The sequence below is a fragment of the Pseudomonas paraversuta genome (assembly GCF_904067025.1).
GTDB classification, from domain to species: Bacteria; Pseudomonadota; Gammaproteobacteria; order Pseudomonadales; family Pseudomonadaceae; genus Aquipseudomonas; species Aquipseudomonas paraversuta.
The window spans coordinates 2,250,985-2,265,154 of record NZ_CAJFDA010000001.1 but is presented as its reverse complement, the minus strand read 5'-3'; the positions used below and the strand labels follow the sequence as shown (position 1 = coordinate 2,265,154).

Annotated in this window: 17 protein-coding genes and 3 pseudogenes; 9 read left to right on the top strand and 11 right to left on the bottom strand. The window is 50.8% G+C overall.

The genetic code is table 11. The features are described 5' to 3' along the window. Positions 1–13: 13 nt before the first annotated feature. Complete coding sequence (locus JQ848_RS10525; protein ID WP_202210645.1) at positions 14–244, top strand: hypothetical protein; 231 nt, start codon at positions 14–16, stop codon at positions 242–244. Positions 245–344: 100 nt separating this feature from the next. On the opposite strand, the gene JQ848_RS10520 is transcribed toward JQ848_RS10525, so the two are convergent. Beyond that, positions 345–761, bottom strand: a complete 417-nt coding sequence (locus tag JQ848_RS10520; protein WP_003444702.1) for an Ivy family c-type lysozyme inhibitor — start codon at positions 759–761, stop codon at positions 345–347. A 239-nt stretch (positions 762–1,000) separates the two neighbouring features. Further along, positions 1,001–1,735: an HNH endonuclease gene (locus tag JQ848_RS10515; protein WP_202210644.1), complete on the bottom strand. Its 735-nt coding sequence runs from the start codon at positions 1,733–1,735 to the stop codon at positions 1,001–1,003. Positions 1,736–1,869: 134 nt separating this feature from the next. On the opposite strand from JQ848_RS10515, the pseudogene JQ848_RS22735 reads away from it, so the two are divergent. Beyond that, a pseudogene (locus JQ848_RS22735) lies at positions 1,870–2,191 on the top strand (DNA cytosine methyltransferase); the annotation flags it as partial. 84 nt (positions 2,192–2,275) lie between these two features. Here the strand turns inward: JQ848_RS22735 and JQ848_RS10510 are convergent. After that, positions 2,276–2,629: a hypothetical protein gene (locus JQ848_RS10510; RefSeq protein ID WP_408003737.1), complete on the bottom strand. Its 354-nt coding sequence runs from the start codon at positions 2,627–2,629 to the stop codon at positions 2,276–2,278. 214 nt (positions 2,630–2,843) lie between these two features. Between JQ848_RS10510 and JQ848_RS10505 the strand changes: the two genes are divergently transcribed. Next, positions 2,844–3,350 carry a GNAT family N-acetyltransferase gene (locus tag JQ848_RS10505; protein ID WP_235972457.1) on the top strand — a complete coding sequence of 169 codons (507 nt, stop codon included), beginning with the start codon at positions 2,844–2,846 and terminating at the stop codon, positions 3,348–3,350. Positions 3,351–3,901: 551 nt separating this feature from the next. Further along, on the top strand, positions 3,902–4,156 hold the full coding sequence (locus tag JQ848_RS10500) for a hypothetical protein (protein ID WP_003444708.1): 255 nt from the start codon (positions 3,902–3,904) through the stop codon (positions 4,154–4,156). 17 nt (positions 4,157–4,173) lie between these two features. Here the strand turns inward: JQ848_RS10500 and JQ848_RS10495 are convergent. Both JQ848_RS10495 and JQ848_RS10490 read right to left on the bottom strand, forming a co-directional pair. Further along, positions 4,174–4,712: pseudogene (locus JQ848_RS10495) on the bottom strand (phage baseplate assembly protein V). A 60-nt stretch (positions 4,713–4,772) separates the two neighbouring features. Continuing rightward, positions 4,773–4,988: pseudogene (locus JQ848_RS10490) on the bottom strand (integrase); the annotation flags it as partial. Positions 4,989–5,390: 402 nt separating this feature from the next. Between JQ848_RS10490 and JQ848_RS10485 the strand changes: the two are divergent. Next, positions 5,391–5,600: a hypothetical protein gene (locus JQ848_RS10485; protein WP_202210643.1), complete on the top strand. Its 210-nt coding sequence runs from the start codon at positions 5,391–5,393 to the stop codon at positions 5,598–5,600. Positions 5,601–5,791: 191 nt separating this feature from the next. On the opposite strand, the gene JQ848_RS10480 is transcribed toward JQ848_RS10485, so the two are convergent. Further along, on the bottom strand, positions 5,792–6,394 hold the full coding sequence (locus tag JQ848_RS10480; protein WP_202210642.1) for a TetR/AcrR family transcriptional regulator: 603 nt from the start codon (positions 6,392–6,394) through the stop codon (positions 5,792–5,794). Between the two features lie 158 nt (positions 6,395–6,552). Between JQ848_RS10480 and JQ848_RS10475 the strand changes: the two genes are divergently transcribed. Beyond that, a complete protein-coding gene (locus tag JQ848_RS10475) occupies positions 6,553–7,293 on the top strand; it encodes an SDR family NAD(P)-dependent oxidoreductase (protein WP_202210641.1) in 741 nt (246 codons plus the stop codon). A gap of 74 nt (positions 7,294–7,367) precedes the next feature. Then, on the top strand, positions 7,368–7,778 hold the full coding sequence (locus JQ848_RS10470) for a VOC family protein (RefSeq protein ID WP_202210640.1): 411 nt from the start codon (positions 7,368–7,370) through the stop codon (positions 7,776–7,778). A gap of 254 nt (positions 7,779–8,032) precedes the next feature. Here the strand turns inward: JQ848_RS10470 and JQ848_RS10465 are convergent, their stop codons facing one another. Continuing rightward, positions 8,033–8,323 (bottom strand): hypothetical protein, encoded by a 291-nt coding sequence (locus JQ848_RS10465; protein WP_202210639.1) that lies wholly within the window; start codon positions 8,321–8,323, stop codon positions 8,033–8,035. 217 nt (positions 8,324–8,540) lie between these two features. On the opposite strand from JQ848_RS10465, the gene JQ848_RS10460 reads away from it, so the two are divergent. Continuing rightward, the gene (locus tag JQ848_RS10460; RefSeq protein ID WP_014003920.1) at positions 8,541–9,521 is read left to right on the top strand and encodes an IS5-like element ISPa41 family transposase; all 981 of its coding nucleotides are present in this window, start codon (positions 8,541–8,543) and stop codon (positions 9,519–9,521) included. A gap of 253 nt (positions 9,522–9,774) precedes the next feature. Further along, complete coding sequence (locus JQ848_RS10455; RefSeq protein WP_202210638.1) at positions 9,775–10,584, top strand: hypothetical protein; 810 nt, start codon at positions 9,775–9,777, stop codon at positions 10,582–10,584. 117 nt (positions 10,585–10,701) lie between these two features. Here JQ848_RS10455 and JQ848_RS22970 read toward each other — a convergent pair whose 3' ends face one another. From JQ848_RS22970 to JQ848_RS10440, 4 genes are all read right to left on the bottom strand, one after another. Continuing rightward, a complete protein-coding gene (locus JQ848_RS22970) occupies positions 10,702–10,929 on the bottom strand; it encodes a hypothetical protein (RefSeq protein ID WP_408003740.1) in 228 nt (75 codons plus the stop codon). 59 nt (positions 10,930–10,988) lie between these two features. Continuing rightward, a complete protein-coding gene (locus JQ848_RS10450) occupies positions 10,989–11,363 on the bottom strand; it encodes a hypothetical protein (RefSeq protein ID WP_235972452.1) in 375 nt (124 codons plus the stop codon). Further along, positions 11,360–11,893, bottom strand: coding sequence for a glycoside hydrolase family 19 protein (locus tag JQ848_RS10445; RefSeq protein WP_202210637.1), 534 nt, complete (start codon positions 11,891–11,893; stop codon positions 11,360–11,362). Before JQ848_RS10445 ends, JQ848_RS10450 begins: the two co-directional genes overlap by 4 nt. 162 nt (positions 11,894–12,055) lie before the next feature. Further along, positions 12,056–13,924, bottom strand: coding sequence for a glycosyltransferase (locus JQ848_RS10440; RefSeq protein ID WP_202210636.1), 1,869 nt, complete (start codon positions 13,922–13,924; stop codon positions 12,056–12,058). Between the last annotated feature and the right edge of the window lie 246 nt (positions 13,925–14,170).

The following is a 14,170-nucleotide window of genomic DNA, read 5'->3' as shown; positions in this document are numbered from 1 at the left end:
GGTACCAAAGTAGGTGGATGAATCCAAGGATGCGCGGCTGGCCGAAAGAATCAAGGGATTAATGGCGTTGGGTATTACCCGGCGGCAGTGCTGCGGCAAGCTCGCAATCGGCGCCAGGGCCTTTGAACGGATCATCGCCGTCCACAGCATCCACTACCCAAAGCGAGCTAAGGCAGCACTACATGCGCCGCATAGCCCGCGTCCAGCAATGCAAACGACAAACATTGCCGGCCAGCAGAAGTAAAGAAAGGATCGGTCATGGCCAAGTCAGTAAAGAAGTCGCCAATTAAGCCGCCTAGAAGCTCATGCCAGTATTACAACACCGCCAAATCTTGCTCCACGGGTTAGTCTTCTGGATTGTTATCAGAGAAGGATTTGTTCAGAAGACCCTCGATCACGCTGTCAGGGTTGCCCAGCAGCTGTTTGTTAAAGGCCTTCCCATCCTCTGAACGCGTAGCGAGAAGTCCCCAGGACTTTGTTCCATCGGCACTAAAAACAACACTGAGCTGATTGTCTGCACAGTCGTGTGGCTTGCACATATGCCCCACGGTGAAGCTTTTTCCTTCAGCCGAAACCTTCTCAACCGGCGACGCGACGCCCTGAGCTTTGCTGACCCAGCTCGGAAAGCTAAGCATCTCGGCATAGGCTTTTTTGTACGGACTCTTGCTGGCTAACTCGGGCAGATACTGCTCCGCTGAAGCTCCAGCCGCGATCAACATCATGCAAGATCCAGTCAGGATTGAGAGGCGTGTTTTTTTCATTTCAATAACTCCCTGTAAGCAACTTGGTGAGCGCATCACGCGATGCGGAGCTCAATACGTCGGACTCAGCCTCGCCTGAGAAGTTTCGATAATCCGCCGCAGCAAACATTCTAGACCAGAGAGATTGATCACGGCCGAGGAAGAATCCGTGCTGCGTGTTCATAACCCGACAGCAAAAGGTTCACCTCGTCCAGTCATACAGCCAGGCAACAGAGGCTTGAAAACGCAGGCAACAAACTTCAGGGTTTCCGCCCTTTAAATACATTGTTTCTATGGTGCTCAAGATAACGGCATTGCTCTGCACTGAATTGACCAACATTTTTTATCGAGTCGATACACCATGCAGTCATTATCTTTTCAACGCCTGGCGCAGTGTGTAAATCGCCATTATTTGAGAAAGAAATCCATCCGCGATCAAATAGCCTGTCAATGTGAGGAGCCAACATCAAACCGTTTTCACCATCTAATCGCTCTTGATTATTGCAATCTTTCCAAGGCTTTATGTGACTGGCAATCAGAAAATTCAGATCAGAAATACCTGTAAGCCTGCAACGTGCCTCAACACGGCTCGCAGACAGTCGAAATTGACCTTGGCCGATACGCGCACTTATCAGCGTTTTCTTTTCTGTAGCAGTGAGATCTACATCCTGCTCGATATTCCGCTGCTGTTCATCAGCCTGCTCCTGCTCATCCAGCTCGGCTTGCGCTAAGGAAGCTTTAGGGATCTGAGCCTGAGCACGAATAAACGAAACCTCTTTTCTCTCAAGATCTAATTTTCCACGCTCCCACCCCGCACGAATCCATTGTTGAGCTTGAGGCCGTTTCTTTATATCTGAGTTGATCCAAGCAGTGTTTGTGTGGGCGTAAGGAGGTAATTTAAAACCGAGAATATCTTCTATTTGTCGAAAACTTAGAGTTACTGCATTTTTTTTCAAGCCTTTCAAATAACGGCCCAGCGGCTCGTACTTACTCAATTTGAGACCTCCATACACACATGTAAATACTTAAATATTACTTCAAGACGACTGGCGAAAATAGCAAAAAGATCCGCCGAAAGCCCCCCCATTTAAACGAATCACGCCATCCGGCGACGCACCCCTATGTCCGCATATATTCAAAAACACCCTTCGATTTCAAAATCCAATACGGTCTTGTCTTCAAACCGCAAGACAATGAGATCGTCGTGGACGTGTTCTGCGGCGACAGTGGTGGTGCAGGTACCGGGCTTGAGATGGGCCTTGCCCGCGCTGCAACCATCGCCAAAACCACAGCCATGCGGCGATCAGCATGCACAGCGTCAACCACCCTCATGAAAGCACTTCACCACCGATCTGTTTGACGGTGATCCTGACACTCAATGCGGAGGCCGAGCTGTGGGCTGGTTCCATATATCGCCTGATTGCACGCACCACACCAGCCACGCAAGCGGGTATAGAACGTGAAGCACGGCACCTAAGAGATTCATTACCCACAGTCTGGGCCTGTATGCCGTCGTTCATCATTCGTCGATCAGCTTACGCCACCAGTTTCAGGCTGGTGATCTCCCTATCCTCGAGCTTACCCAGCCAAGTCTCACTGATAGCTCTGAGCGTGGCGCGCTTTGTCTTACCAAGCGGCATCAATTTTTCGTACTCCAGAAGGTAGCGCTCGATCATCTGCTTGACCGTAACACCTGATCGATTGGCCTTCTCGATTGCTCCAGGAACTGACATTTCAGTTTCGACACGTATGATCCAGGCCGGCTCGGAAGCGTTGCGGTCGAACGTCTGGCTTTCCTGATAAACTGCCACACCCTTTTGCATGATGCGGATCTGCGCGGTGTAACTCGTCGATCCATCCTTGCGCTTGCGAACGGTGATAGTGCCCATGATTTTGCTGCGCGAAGGTTTTAAAACTCAGAGCACCTGTAAACATTATCTGGCTCCAATCTAATCCCTGTATAAATTTTGTTCCACCATCCCATCCTTGAACTACCATTCGCGAAAGAAAGACCGTTTACATAAGCGGCAGCGAACGACCAAAAATAGGCACCCAGTTGTACTTATGGAACTCGAGGTCGTTCATTCCTGATTTTTATCAGGTATGACAGACTCTTCTTTTTTGCGGACGCTTTGTGAGAAAACCATGGAGATTCGACGGTTCAGAATCGGGGATGAGATTGCGTTGTTCGACGTCTTTTACTCTGCCATTCATGAAGTCGCGTCACGCGATTACACTCACGATCAAGTCGAGGCCTGGGCTCCTGCTGATCTTGATCAGACGCTATGGGCGGAGCATCTTCGAAATCTCCGCCCATTCGTGGCTGAGGTAGACGGGAAAATTGTGGGCTATGCCGATATTCAACCGAACGGTTACATCGACCATTTTTTTGTGTCGGGTACTCATCCTCGGCAAGGAATAGGCACTTTACTCATGAACCGTATCCATGAAGAAGCCAGGTTACTTGGCATTGACGAACTGACTTCAGATGTCAGCAAGACCGCTGAAAGGTTCTTTGAATTGTACGGTTTTCATGTCGTGCGCCGAGGATTTCCGATCCGTCGGGGCGTAACACTTCAGAATGCACTGATGCAGAAAAACCTAAAATGAGGCTCATTAATGCCTCGGGTGGACCAGCTGCCACTTCGGGTAGGCTGCTGCCAATCACGCGAAATCCTCAGCCTTGTCAGTGATGGATGGTACGAGGCAATTCACTGCACGGGGATGCAGCCTTACAGATGCAGTATCACTACCCCACATCACCTACAGCATAAGCACCAGGCATGCCTAGCTACGACTTCATTCGCCGGGAAACTTGTATCGAAAAAGGATAATTAATATACGATTTTCTGCAGGCTAATTGAGCAAGACTACAACCAAAAACAACTTCCAACCTCTCACAATCAGCATCGATTTCTTTAATAGCTACGATAGCAGTGAAAAAAAAGCACTCGAAAAATGACGCCAGCTCAGACTTTACATTTTTAGTCGGGCGGTGTTGATTTGCTAGCCATTGTTTTCTCCAGGCAAAAAAATACCCGCGCCTGGCGGGTTAGTTGAGTTGAAAGCTATCGCTGTAGTAATGCTGCCCATCTATTGAGCTGCCCTTTCCTGTCGGGCACACTCCGGAGTCCTCATTACCCGATAACAGGAGTTTACGGATGCCATTTCCACAGACGGAACATAATGCTTTGCTGGCCCTAAAAGGCGTTGGACCGACCGTTATCGCTCGCCTAGAGCAGATGGGCATTGACTCGCTTAATTTACTCAGCAAGGCGAGTGTCGACGACATCCTGGCTCAGGCATCAGCAGCAGTTGGATCGACTTGCTGGAAGAACAGTCCCCAAGCCCGGGCAGCTATTACCACTGCTGTTAGATTTGCCAAGGACTATCATGCGAACACAGTTGATTCATAAAGCTGACTCGAACTCCCTCAATGCTTGTGGTTAGCCGTGTTGCCACTGATGTATCTGATGTCGAAATTGCTCCGCCACCGTTGATATCCCCCGTGACGCGTAGCCCGCGGTTGATCAGCACTTCGCCGTAAAAGGTCACATCATCGAGCGCGATCGCCCCGGACGTCACCGCCACAGCGCTATCCGTAACGGTCGCCGACGACCTTGATATCCACCAAGCCAGTCGGCAGCACAATGCTGTAACTGTGAGCCAGCGCTCGACGTGATCGCGGTTATCCGGGGCGGGCCCGGCATCGCCAAACAAGCCCGGTACAAAGGTGCCTTGTGACACATCACCACTCGGACTGAGCAAAGTGCCCTGCTCACCCATGCTGGGCACCCGCCAGTGCCGTGCCTTGCCCGCTGCCAGACTGTGCCAGCGCACCCAGGCACTGACCCACTCGCCGTCAGACACCCGGCACATCGGCGGCCGGGCAGTCAGGTCCAGGGCGACTACATAGCACTCCTTGACCATGCCCGCGATCATGCGGTCGTGCTCGGAAAGGACGTGGCTCATGGGCCAACCTCACCGCCCACGCTGAACACCAGCGAGCCGGGCTTTTCGTCGGGCCAGTGCCATTTCCTTAACCATGGCGCCTACACGGTTTGCCCGCTCGATCGCGCCGGGTTGATCCGGCGCGGCTTCACGCTTGCCAACCCATGCCTGGGCGGCCTGTTTTCGGGCGAAGGTCTGGCTCTCTTGGTAGACTTGCGCCCCTTCACGAATCAGGCGTATCGGTGCCGTGTTACTAATGCTGCCGTCGGTGAGTTTGCCTGCTCTGATAGTGGCCATGGTCAACTGGTACAATTTGAAATCGGGTTGGTACTTTGTACCACTCACCCCCTAAAACACGCCTAAAACACGTAGAGCAAAATGGTACAGAATTCAGCTACACCCCACGTAAACACAGGCTCTGCGGTGTCCAGACGCTTTAGCGTGGCCCCTATGATGGATCGAAACCACTGAGGAAAAAAGTCTTTATATTTCAGCATGATAGGACATATCAAAACCTTGCTTTAGCAAAAAATAAGCAAAGAGATGGAAATCCCTTTAGATTCGGTCTGCTTTCACACAAGAGTCCGTCCAATCGCCGGCATACCGGACCGCCTCACCGCGCCTACCCTCCGGCGTCCTGCCAACGTGCACAACCCCCAATCCCTGCTGCTACGCTGAAAACTCTACGGAGGATTCGCGATGCCTAACTTAGACTTGCTCCCTTCCCTGCTATCCAAGATCTACGAAAACCAACTCGCCCTAGAAGCCGCCATTATGGAGCTTTCAAGCTGGGTAGAGACTCACGGCTCGGTAGACATTGCCGACAACGTGCGCGGAGCACTGGAAACAATCGATACGAACGAGGAGTTTATAACGCTGGCCTTGGCCGTCCTCATGTCGCAGGAGTGAACAAAAAAGGACAGCAACTGACCCATAACGGACGTTCGAGTCCGAGCCTGACTCCATAAGCTGACCTGCTTTCTGCCTGCTTTAGCCGACTCGCATTTCGCTAAGATCTCTATCTGCATCACCGAAATCGCCGCGGGTACGACTATCGCTTACCTATAAATCACCCGCGAGGTCACGGCGTGCTGATTTGCTCAAGAGTCAGAAGCAATACCGCTTGCCTTAAACTCTTCAGCAATCGCTTTGCCGGCAATTTGCGCCACCGCCACTAATCGCTTGGGGGATATACCGCTGCACGCCGCGGCAGACAGCCCACGCAGAGTGATCAGCAGATAGTCGGTCAGCGCTTGCGCGGCTTCCGGGGAAACTTGGTCAAGGTAACGGCGGATCTTCTGTATTCCGGCTTCGCCCAGATTTTCGGCCATATTTCGGGCGATCGGATCATCCGCACGCATGCCCTCCGTGATCAAGCACCCACGCAAAGTGTTGTCCCCTGCGTATTGCTTTGCAGCAGCGACTAACAGCGACGCCAGCGCGTCTGCCGGTGGCCGATCCAATGTGAGCAATTTGTCCACAGGTAGCGCGTTTTCTTTGGCGTATCGATGCATTGCCCGCTCGAATAACTCGGCTTTGCTGCCATAGGCGGCGTAAAAACTCGGAGGCTTAATGTCCATGGCCTCGGTCAAGTCAGACAGGCTCACCGCGTCGAAACCGCGCTGGTGGAACAGCACCTGAGATATGGCTATCCCTTGCTCGCGGTCGAAAGCGGGGCGGCGTTGCCGTTTTTTTTCGTTCATGGCTATCTCACTTCGTCGATACGACAACTGTAGCGATCGCTACAACTGATATCAATCTCAAAACGCAGCATCATATATTTAGTGATCGCTAAAATGTTGTAAGCGGTCGAAAAGATATGTAGTGTTCACTAAATAGATTCACTCATCGAGGTAATATCATGCAATTCACGAATAAAGTTGTCTTGGTCACCGGCGGCTCCTCAGGCCTCGGCTTCGCAATTGCCGAAGCGTTTGCCAGCGAAGGTGCTACTTTGGTCATTACCGGACGTCGCCAGCCTCAGCTCGCCGATGCCGTGAGTCGCCTCGGTAAGCACGTGTCCGGCGTGTGCGCAGATATCTCTAACCCCGTCGGCCTCGCCGAGCTGTTCGATAACATACGCATGGTCCATGGACGTATAGACGTGCTGATTGCCAATGCTGGAATAGGTGCAATTGAGCCTCTTGGAGCAATCACTGAAGCAGGCTTCGATAGAGTTTTCACGACCAATGTCAAAGGCACGACCTTCACCGTGCAGGGCTCGCTCCCATTAATGGGTAAAGGGAGCAGCATCGTCATCATCGGCTCGACCGCCTCAATCAACCCTGGCCCAGGTCTGAGTGCCTACGGAGCCACCAAGGCCGCGTTAAGGGCGCTGGTGCGCAGTTGGGTTCTGGATATAAAAGGTTCTGGCGTTCGCATCAATCTGCTCAGTCCCGGCCCAGTAAACACACAATCCTTGCGCGATGTGCTTGGTGAGAACGCGCATCAGGTGATTGATGCCCTCAGCGATAAGAGCACGCTCGGCCGGATCGGAGAGCCACACGAAATCGGCCAGGCGGCGCTCTTCTTGGCAAGCGATGCATCAAGCTATATCAACGGTACCGAGCTATTCGCGGACGGTGGCGCATCCCAGATTTAATGGTGCAATGAGCGGACATGTGCTGTTAATAACAAGTTGCACCGGCCGATCATTCGGCATTAATGGAGTTATCTATGAGCGATTTTGCGGGGTCTACGATAGATCATATGGGCATCGGCGTTTCAGACATTTCGCAAGCCCAAGCCTTCTACGAATTACTGCTCAGGACATTAGATATCACCTTGATGATGAAGATTGCGACCGATTCTCCGGGCTCAAAGCCTCGACGGCTGGGATTCGGGTCTGAAGGGAAGCCATTCTTCTGGCTGCATGACTCGCCGACACCGAGTCAAGGGGCGCACATAGCACTGATAGCTCAGAGCCGAGCGGCGGTCGCCGCTTTCCATGCGGCTGGCTTTGCCGCTGGCGGGCAGGACAATGGCGCGCCGGGTGTTAGACCTCATTACCACGCCAATTATTACGCGGCTTATATACTGGGACCTGACGGAGTGAATCTAGAGGCCGTATGCCAAGTGGCATCTTGATCTAGATAGCTCAGATCAGCGCAATTCGCCGACACGCTACGGCAGTATTCTGTTCTGTGGCATTAGTTCATTCATCCGGGGGCAAGAAAACAGGGGAGTATGCAGTACGCGCCCCGCATGGGGGTTTGGCGCTATCTGAAGGCGCTAAATACCCCCACTGGGAACATTGATTGGTACAGAAAGTGGTACATGGCTGATCCGTTGTTTCAAGTGAACGAACGATACATCCTCCATCCCCGGCGTTCTGCCAAAGCTCACCTCTCCCTGTTACGAAAAACAGAAACATCGTCCGGATCAACAGCCTCCCCCTTGAGCAGCCCGATAGCTTCAGCCTCCTCCCACTCGACCAGCCCCCAAAGCTTGGCGGCGTCAGTAAGCTCGAGCATTTCCGATAGCTCGCCGCTGCACACTTGACGCCGCTTATGAGCGAGCATCGCCAGATCCACAAGCTTGCGCCAATGGACTTCAGGATCTGTGACCAGGTCGAAGCGCTGCTTTATTAATACCTGCCATTCAGCAAGCGGGTCGTCTACATAGCGTTTCATTTTCAAATACTGTATGCATAAACAGCACTTGTATCAGTTTGACATGATCAGATAAAGACCCGTTCGGCGGAGGGCGATTCCGGCGGCGATCCTGGCGTCACTGCCATCTATCGTCGCGTGTGGGTCATGGCATACTACTAAAAGTATGCCCCTAGGGAATCTCCGAACAAGCCTTCAGTTATGCGAGAATCCCCGCAACACCTGATCCGAGCCGCCCATGAGCCAGATGAGCTTTTCCGACTTTGAGTACGCCGGCAAGCGCAAGCAAACCCGCCGAGAGCGCTTCCTCGCCGAAATGGATCAGGTGGTGCCCTGGGCAGGCCTGCTGGAGCTGATCGAACCGTTCTACCCCAAGGCCGGCGGCGGTAGAAAACCCTATCCTCTGGAAACCATGCTGCGCATCCATCTGTTGCAGAACTGGTTCTCCCTGAGCGACCCGGCCATGGAAGAAGCGCTCTACGAAATCACGCCCATGCGCCAGTTCGCACGCCTGACGCTGAGCGCGCCAATCCCCGAAGACACCACGATCATGAACTTCCGGCACTTGCTGGAGAAGCATCAGCTCGCACCGGCAATCCTTGCGGTCATCAATGGTTATCTGCAGGAAAAAGGCCTGTCGCTGCGCCAAGGCACCATAGTCGATGCCACCATTATTCATGCCCCCAGCTCGACCAAAAATAAAGAAGGCAAGCGTGATCCCGAGATGCACCAGACCAAGAAAGGCGGTCAGTATTTCTTCGGGATGAAGGCGCACATCGGTGCCGATGTCGAGTCCGGCCTGGTGCATCACGTCCATGGCACCGCTGCCAATGTGGCCGATGTCACGCAGGTGGCTGAACTGCTGCATGGCGAAGAAAACGCCGTGTATGCAGATGCCGGTTACACCGGTGTCGAAAGGCGCGAAGAGCATGAAAATCGGGGGGTGATCTGGCAGATTGCAGCGCGTCGCAGCACCTATTCCAAGCTGAACCAGCGCAGCGTACTGTACAAAGCCAAGCGCAAGATCGAGTTCTGCAAGGCTCAGACACGGGCCAAGGTCGAGCATCCGTTTCGCGTGATCAAGCGGCAGTTTGGTTACGTGAAAGTACGTTTTCGTGGGCTGATGAAAAACACGGCTCAGTTGACCACGCTGTTCGCCCTGGCAAACCTGTGGAGGGTTCGAAAACAGCTCATGGGTATGGGTGAGGTTCGCGTTTAACACGGAGAACCGGTCGAAAAAGCTCTCCGTACATGATTTTTCGGTCACTTTTCGTCCAATGACGCTGTAGGTGCCTGGAAAATTGCAACTTGCCGCGGCTGCACGACAAGTTGATCGGAGCATCCCTAGAGATCAATCGCTGCACAGTAATCTGTGGGATTCATGCTTATCAATGACTTCACTGGCTGGACTGGCGATTCGATATGTCGCCATCTGAAGTCGCATCATCAATAACCTCAACGGACTATTAGTTATGAAACACACCAAAAAAGTAGACGTAGCTGCTAGTGCAATCCGAAAGCTTTGGGAAAATCATGGCATAAAGGAGCCTATGAGATTTTTAGGATTCTGCCTTAGCTTGTTGCCAATCCCAGGAATTTCTCAGGCTGGCCTAGTCCTAGATAGACATCTTTCCGACAAGGGATTTGAGAAGGAAGTGGAAAATATTTGGAATGCGATTAAAAGAACAAACGAAAACATCGCAACTATATCTCCGCTTGAAGATGCAATTGCTGAAGTAGCCAGAACCGTCAACACAGATGATGAGCTAATACAAAAAACTAGCGACTTCCTTAGTCGCCTAGCTAATAACCAATCAGAATTCAGGATTATTACAGATGAAAATAGCCTGAACGAAATAATAAACACCCTGATTGAGGCTGAAAATACATTAATCACAACAAGCAATAACAGCAACACCTTGCTTGAGAATGTAAGAGTAAACTCAAACAAAACTTCAATTACCACTACCAATAACAGCTCAACCCGAATCGACAAGTCCATATTTTCAGCGCCAGCCGGAGCAGTGAAAGTAGCCAAGACATCAACGAAAGGCCACGTTGAGTTCTTGGGGAATGAAGTTAGGCTGCATGGAAACAGCGAATTAAATATTTTCGAAAGTGGCAATATTTCCGTGTACGCAAGAAACAAACCCCTGCCCGAAGACACAATTGACTTTATCTGCCCAAGATGCCAGCACAGCCATAAACTTAAGCTAAAAGAGATAATTACAGGACAGCTACTGGTCTGCGTGAATTGCAGAGCTTGCACGCAAACCATTTAAAGTTATGAACTGAGATAATCTTCAAACAGCATTCGTATCACAAGCACGTAAATGATGCGAACTATATTAGGAGCAATATGATTTCCCGCACAAACTAGCAATATAAATAAGATATCTTCAGCGGCAAGCGCCCACTGCAGCCTCCAGCAAGCTCTCATACCCAGCCCGCTGCCGACGCTCAGCCAAAAGGGCCCTTACCTTCACTTCAAGGCTGTCAGCCCTGCGCAGGCCAGCTGCCGCCCACGGAGGCATGGAAACTTCAGGCACGCGGCACGGTACCTGTACCGGAATCTCGGTGCGGATGGTGCGGATCTCGGACTCTACTTTTCCCGCGCATCCGCCCATCAGCACACCAAGAGCTGCCAAGAATAGTATGTGTAATATTTTGCAGCCGATTTTGTAGTTCATAACCCCAGCTCCCGATCAATGAGCGTCGCAGCAGCCTGAGCCGGATCACCGCCAGTTCGCTCCTGCAGCAGCCGGTTCGCCGCGGCATAGTCATGCTTGGCCAACTCCTTGGCATCAGCTACGGCCTGAGCTGCGTGCCTTGCTCGCTCATCACCAGCGAGCATCAGTTCACCCAGTTTTCTGCCCTGTTCACCCACCAGGGTTTCAAGGTTGTCCCGGGCCGACTTAAGGTTGGCCAAGTCGGCATATGCAGCATCGAGCAGTGGCCGATAATGCCGAGCGGCAAGCCACCACCCAAGATCACTGCCAATAACTATCAGCAATAAGAACGGTATGAAAACGCGTGCAGCCTTCACTGCAAGCGAGCTCACGCCAACACCTTCAGCGACTGGGCGTACAGTGCCCGCCGATCCGCTGCGCCGTTCTGACCGCCATTGATGCGCAGAGTGATCGTGTCGAACTTGCCCGCATCGGCCAAGGTGTTCAGGCCCCTACTCGACCAGAACCACGCGGCAGACATAGAGGCGTGCTGCGGCCTCTCCAGAAGTTCAGGGTGATTGAGCAAGTCAAGACCCAGGGCTTCGCCGCACTCGGCGTAGTTTGCCCGACCAGTGATCTGGATCAGGCCACGTCCGCGATACTTGGAGCCGTCACCCGCGATGGTATTTCCCAGGTCTTCCCTGCCCTCGTATTTGACTTGGGCTTTGGTGGGGCCCCAGATCTCTTTCACGTACTTGAGCTGGCCAGACTCATGGCCGATCTGCGCAATGAACGCCGCCGCGCGCTTTAGGCCAACGATCTGGTAGTGGTTCATGGCGGTGTTTAGGGCGGACACAAAAACGCCGGCTGATTGGCCGGCGTTCGGGAGGATCTGCAGCAGTTGCTGCGCGACGATGGGCATTGTTTTCTCCAGGCGAAAAAAAGCCCGCGATTGGCGGGCGAGCTATTGCGGTTTACTATAGAGCGGATTATCTAGGATATCTTTATGGAAACTTAGTCGGACAATGAATATTTAAATGTTTGTTATTTAAATGATACTAGCCGTATAGACCCACATGAAAAACTACGAATACATAAAGCAAAAAACAAGCACAACCAGAAAAATCAGAACAATAGCCGCGAAGAGACTAGTTCTTTTGTTAAAAAACCGAAAGAACGAAGCCGAGCAAATATTCTGGAATAGTTCATGATGAACCGGAAGTAGAGTACGGGGATTACACACTGTTTTGCCCGAGCATAACTTCAACTGCTCCCGCCCGCTTTTAAATTCAGCCGGTATAAATCGAATTGCCCCCTCAGCAACAATCCCCTTATAAGTAACACCGCCTCTCATCATTCTAAATCTGTAGATTCCTTTAGGTGCATCAAACACCATTTCATCCACCTCATACATCCCCACCCCAAGCCCAGTAGACTCACGCAAAAATCTTTTACTCTTATCAACACTACAAACGACAACTTTATCAAAAGAGCCAACAAACGTAGGGTCCGAATAGACATCTGACTTTGGCAAATAAATCCACCCAAGCTTGCTAGCAGACGAATTAGTTATGAGTTCTCCGGCGGGCATATTATATCTTTCTATGTTTCTATGCTTTCTTTCTAGCGATTCAAACAAAGCAACCCACAACTGCGTAATAGATTCAGCAGAGAACCTACGGACATTGACCTTGCCTTTATCACCCATAGATTTCGAAATGTCATCCCTATTAAATATAAGGCATACTTTTTCTATAAACTCTTTTTCCGTACTTACTACAAAACCATCTTCCCCATGTGTTACAATCTCCCTAGGCCCGTAATTAGTATTCATTGTTACTAATGGGGTCCCATAGGCTAGAGACTCTGCAAAGCTCACCCCAAAACCTTCAGTGACAGACATAGCGAGGCTTATTCTTGCACGCCTGAAGATCTTGGAGACATCTACAGCGAACCCCATCATCTTTATATAATGACTTGCCCCGCTATCACTAATTACTTTTTGCAATTCTTCTTTCTGCTCACCCGCCCCCCATATCTCGAGCACAGCATCGGGCACTAAAGCTTTTACTTTAACGAAGGCCTTAATTATGTTTTTTATACGCTTAACTGAGTGAAGCCTGGCAACGACCACGGCCAAATTTCGTTCTCTCTCTACATGCACATCAGACTCTTCGATATCAATTGGATTTCCAATAGCCGTATAGCGACTGGAAGGAAACTGCTCATTGAGATCAATAAGTTGAGATTCTGTCAGAACAACAAGTCCATCGCAGTAAGGAATTCCCCTCATGACACCATCATATTTGGGAGCCACGCGCGACCCAACAGTATGCGGCGTCATAAGGTGATTACTATGCATCATAAGAATTCTGTACGTATCAGGACTCTCAACCATCCCAACTGTATCTGCACCCTGTATTGCATCTGCGATTATAAAAGACGGCAGACATTCTTTCGACAACAACTCCAGCCAATATGAGTGAACAGACTCAAGCGAATTGAATTTCAGAACAGGCTTTCCAGGCTCCGAAAGCGTTATCATTGCAAGTGAACCTTGCCAATCATAAAACTCTTCAAGGAAAATATAATCACTGGACGTCAAGTACCTAACCACCTTGACCCCAATATGATTTATATAATCAACTCTTTTTTGAACCCCAACCCTTAGATGCTCAATAGTTGACTGAGGTGCAGTGGGGCGCCCTAACATTGCCATTTCAGCTTTATGAGCAAACCAACGCTGAAAATTTACAATATTTAACTCACTGGAAATTCGCCCCTGAGAAACAAGAGTTTCGAAAGTACGGTCGAGTTTATCGTCATTTGAAAGAGTAGCTAATCTTGACAGATATCCTACGTTCGCTAGAGCTTGGGTCCTTGCCAAGGACACCCGAGTAACCCCACCTCCTTGCTCAGCCAAACCGTACATAACCGAAATCACCTGTCTCACGTTCAACTCCTTCCCTTCTGCATCATTGTTCTAATTTAAAGCTATTATTACGCAATCATGGCTATGAGCAATACAGCTAATCAAGTTAAAATCACTCTCAAGCCTGCTGAAGGCACTGCCAACTTCCTACCTTAACCAAAAATGCAACCTGAGCATTCCCGATAACCGCTGTACCCTCCAAGCCGACAACCCCCACTTGAATAATATGACTGCTCGTAATTCAATATCTAGCGGAGGTTAACGACT

Bases quoted from the DNA above. Each gene is read 5' to 3' on its own strand.
- JQ848_RS10455 (WP_202210638.1), top strand. From the start codon at position 9,775: ATGAAACACACCAAAAAAGTAGACGTAGCTGCTAGTGCAATCCGAAAG.
- JQ848_RS10510 (WP_408003737.1), bottom strand. From the start codon at position 2,629: ATGGGCACTATCACCGTTCGCAAGCGCAAGGATGGATCGACGAGTTAC.
- JQ848_RS10475 (WP_202210641.1), top strand. From the start codon at position 6,553: ATGCAATTCACGAATAAAGTTGTCTTGGTCACCGGCGGCTCCTCAGGC.
- JQ848_RS10480 (WP_202210642.1), bottom strand. From the start codon at position 6,394: ATGAACGAAAAAAAACGGCAACGCCGCCCCGCTTTCGACCGCGAGCAA.
- JQ848_RS10485 (WP_202210643.1), top strand. From the start codon at position 5,391: ATGCCTAACTTAGACTTGCTCCCTTCCCTGCTATCCAAGATCTACGAA.
- JQ848_RS10465 (WP_202210639.1), bottom strand. From the start codon at position 8,323: ATGAAACGCTATGTAGACGACCCGCTTGCTGAATGGCAGGTATTAATA.
- JQ848_RS22970 (WP_408003740.1), bottom strand. From the start codon at position 10,929: ATGGGCGGATGCGCGGGAAAAGTAGAGTCCGAGATCCGCACCATCCGC.
- JQ848_RS10500 (WP_003444708.1), top strand. From the start codon at position 3,902: ATGCCATTTCCACAGACGGAACATAATGCTTTGCTGGCCCTAAAAGGC.
- JQ848_RS10445 (WP_202210637.1), bottom strand. From the start codon at position 11,893: ATGCCCATCGTCGCGCAGCAACTGCTGCAGATCCTCCCGAACGCCGGC.
- JQ848_RS10520 (WP_003444702.1), bottom strand. From the start codon at position 761: ATGAAAAAAACACGCCTCTCAATCCTGACTGGATCTTGCATGATGTTG.
- JQ848_RS10460 (WP_014003920.1), top strand. From the start codon at position 8,541: ATGAGCCAGATGAGCTTTTCCGACTTTGAGTACGCCGGCAAGCGCAAG.
- JQ848_RS10505 (WP_235972457.1), top strand. From the start codon at position 2,844: ATGACAGACTCTTCTTTTTTGCGGACGCTTTGTGAGAAAACCATGGAG.
- JQ848_RS10470 (WP_202210640.1), top strand. From the start codon at position 7,368: ATGAGCGATTTTGCGGGGTCTACGATAGATCATATGGGCATCGGCGTT.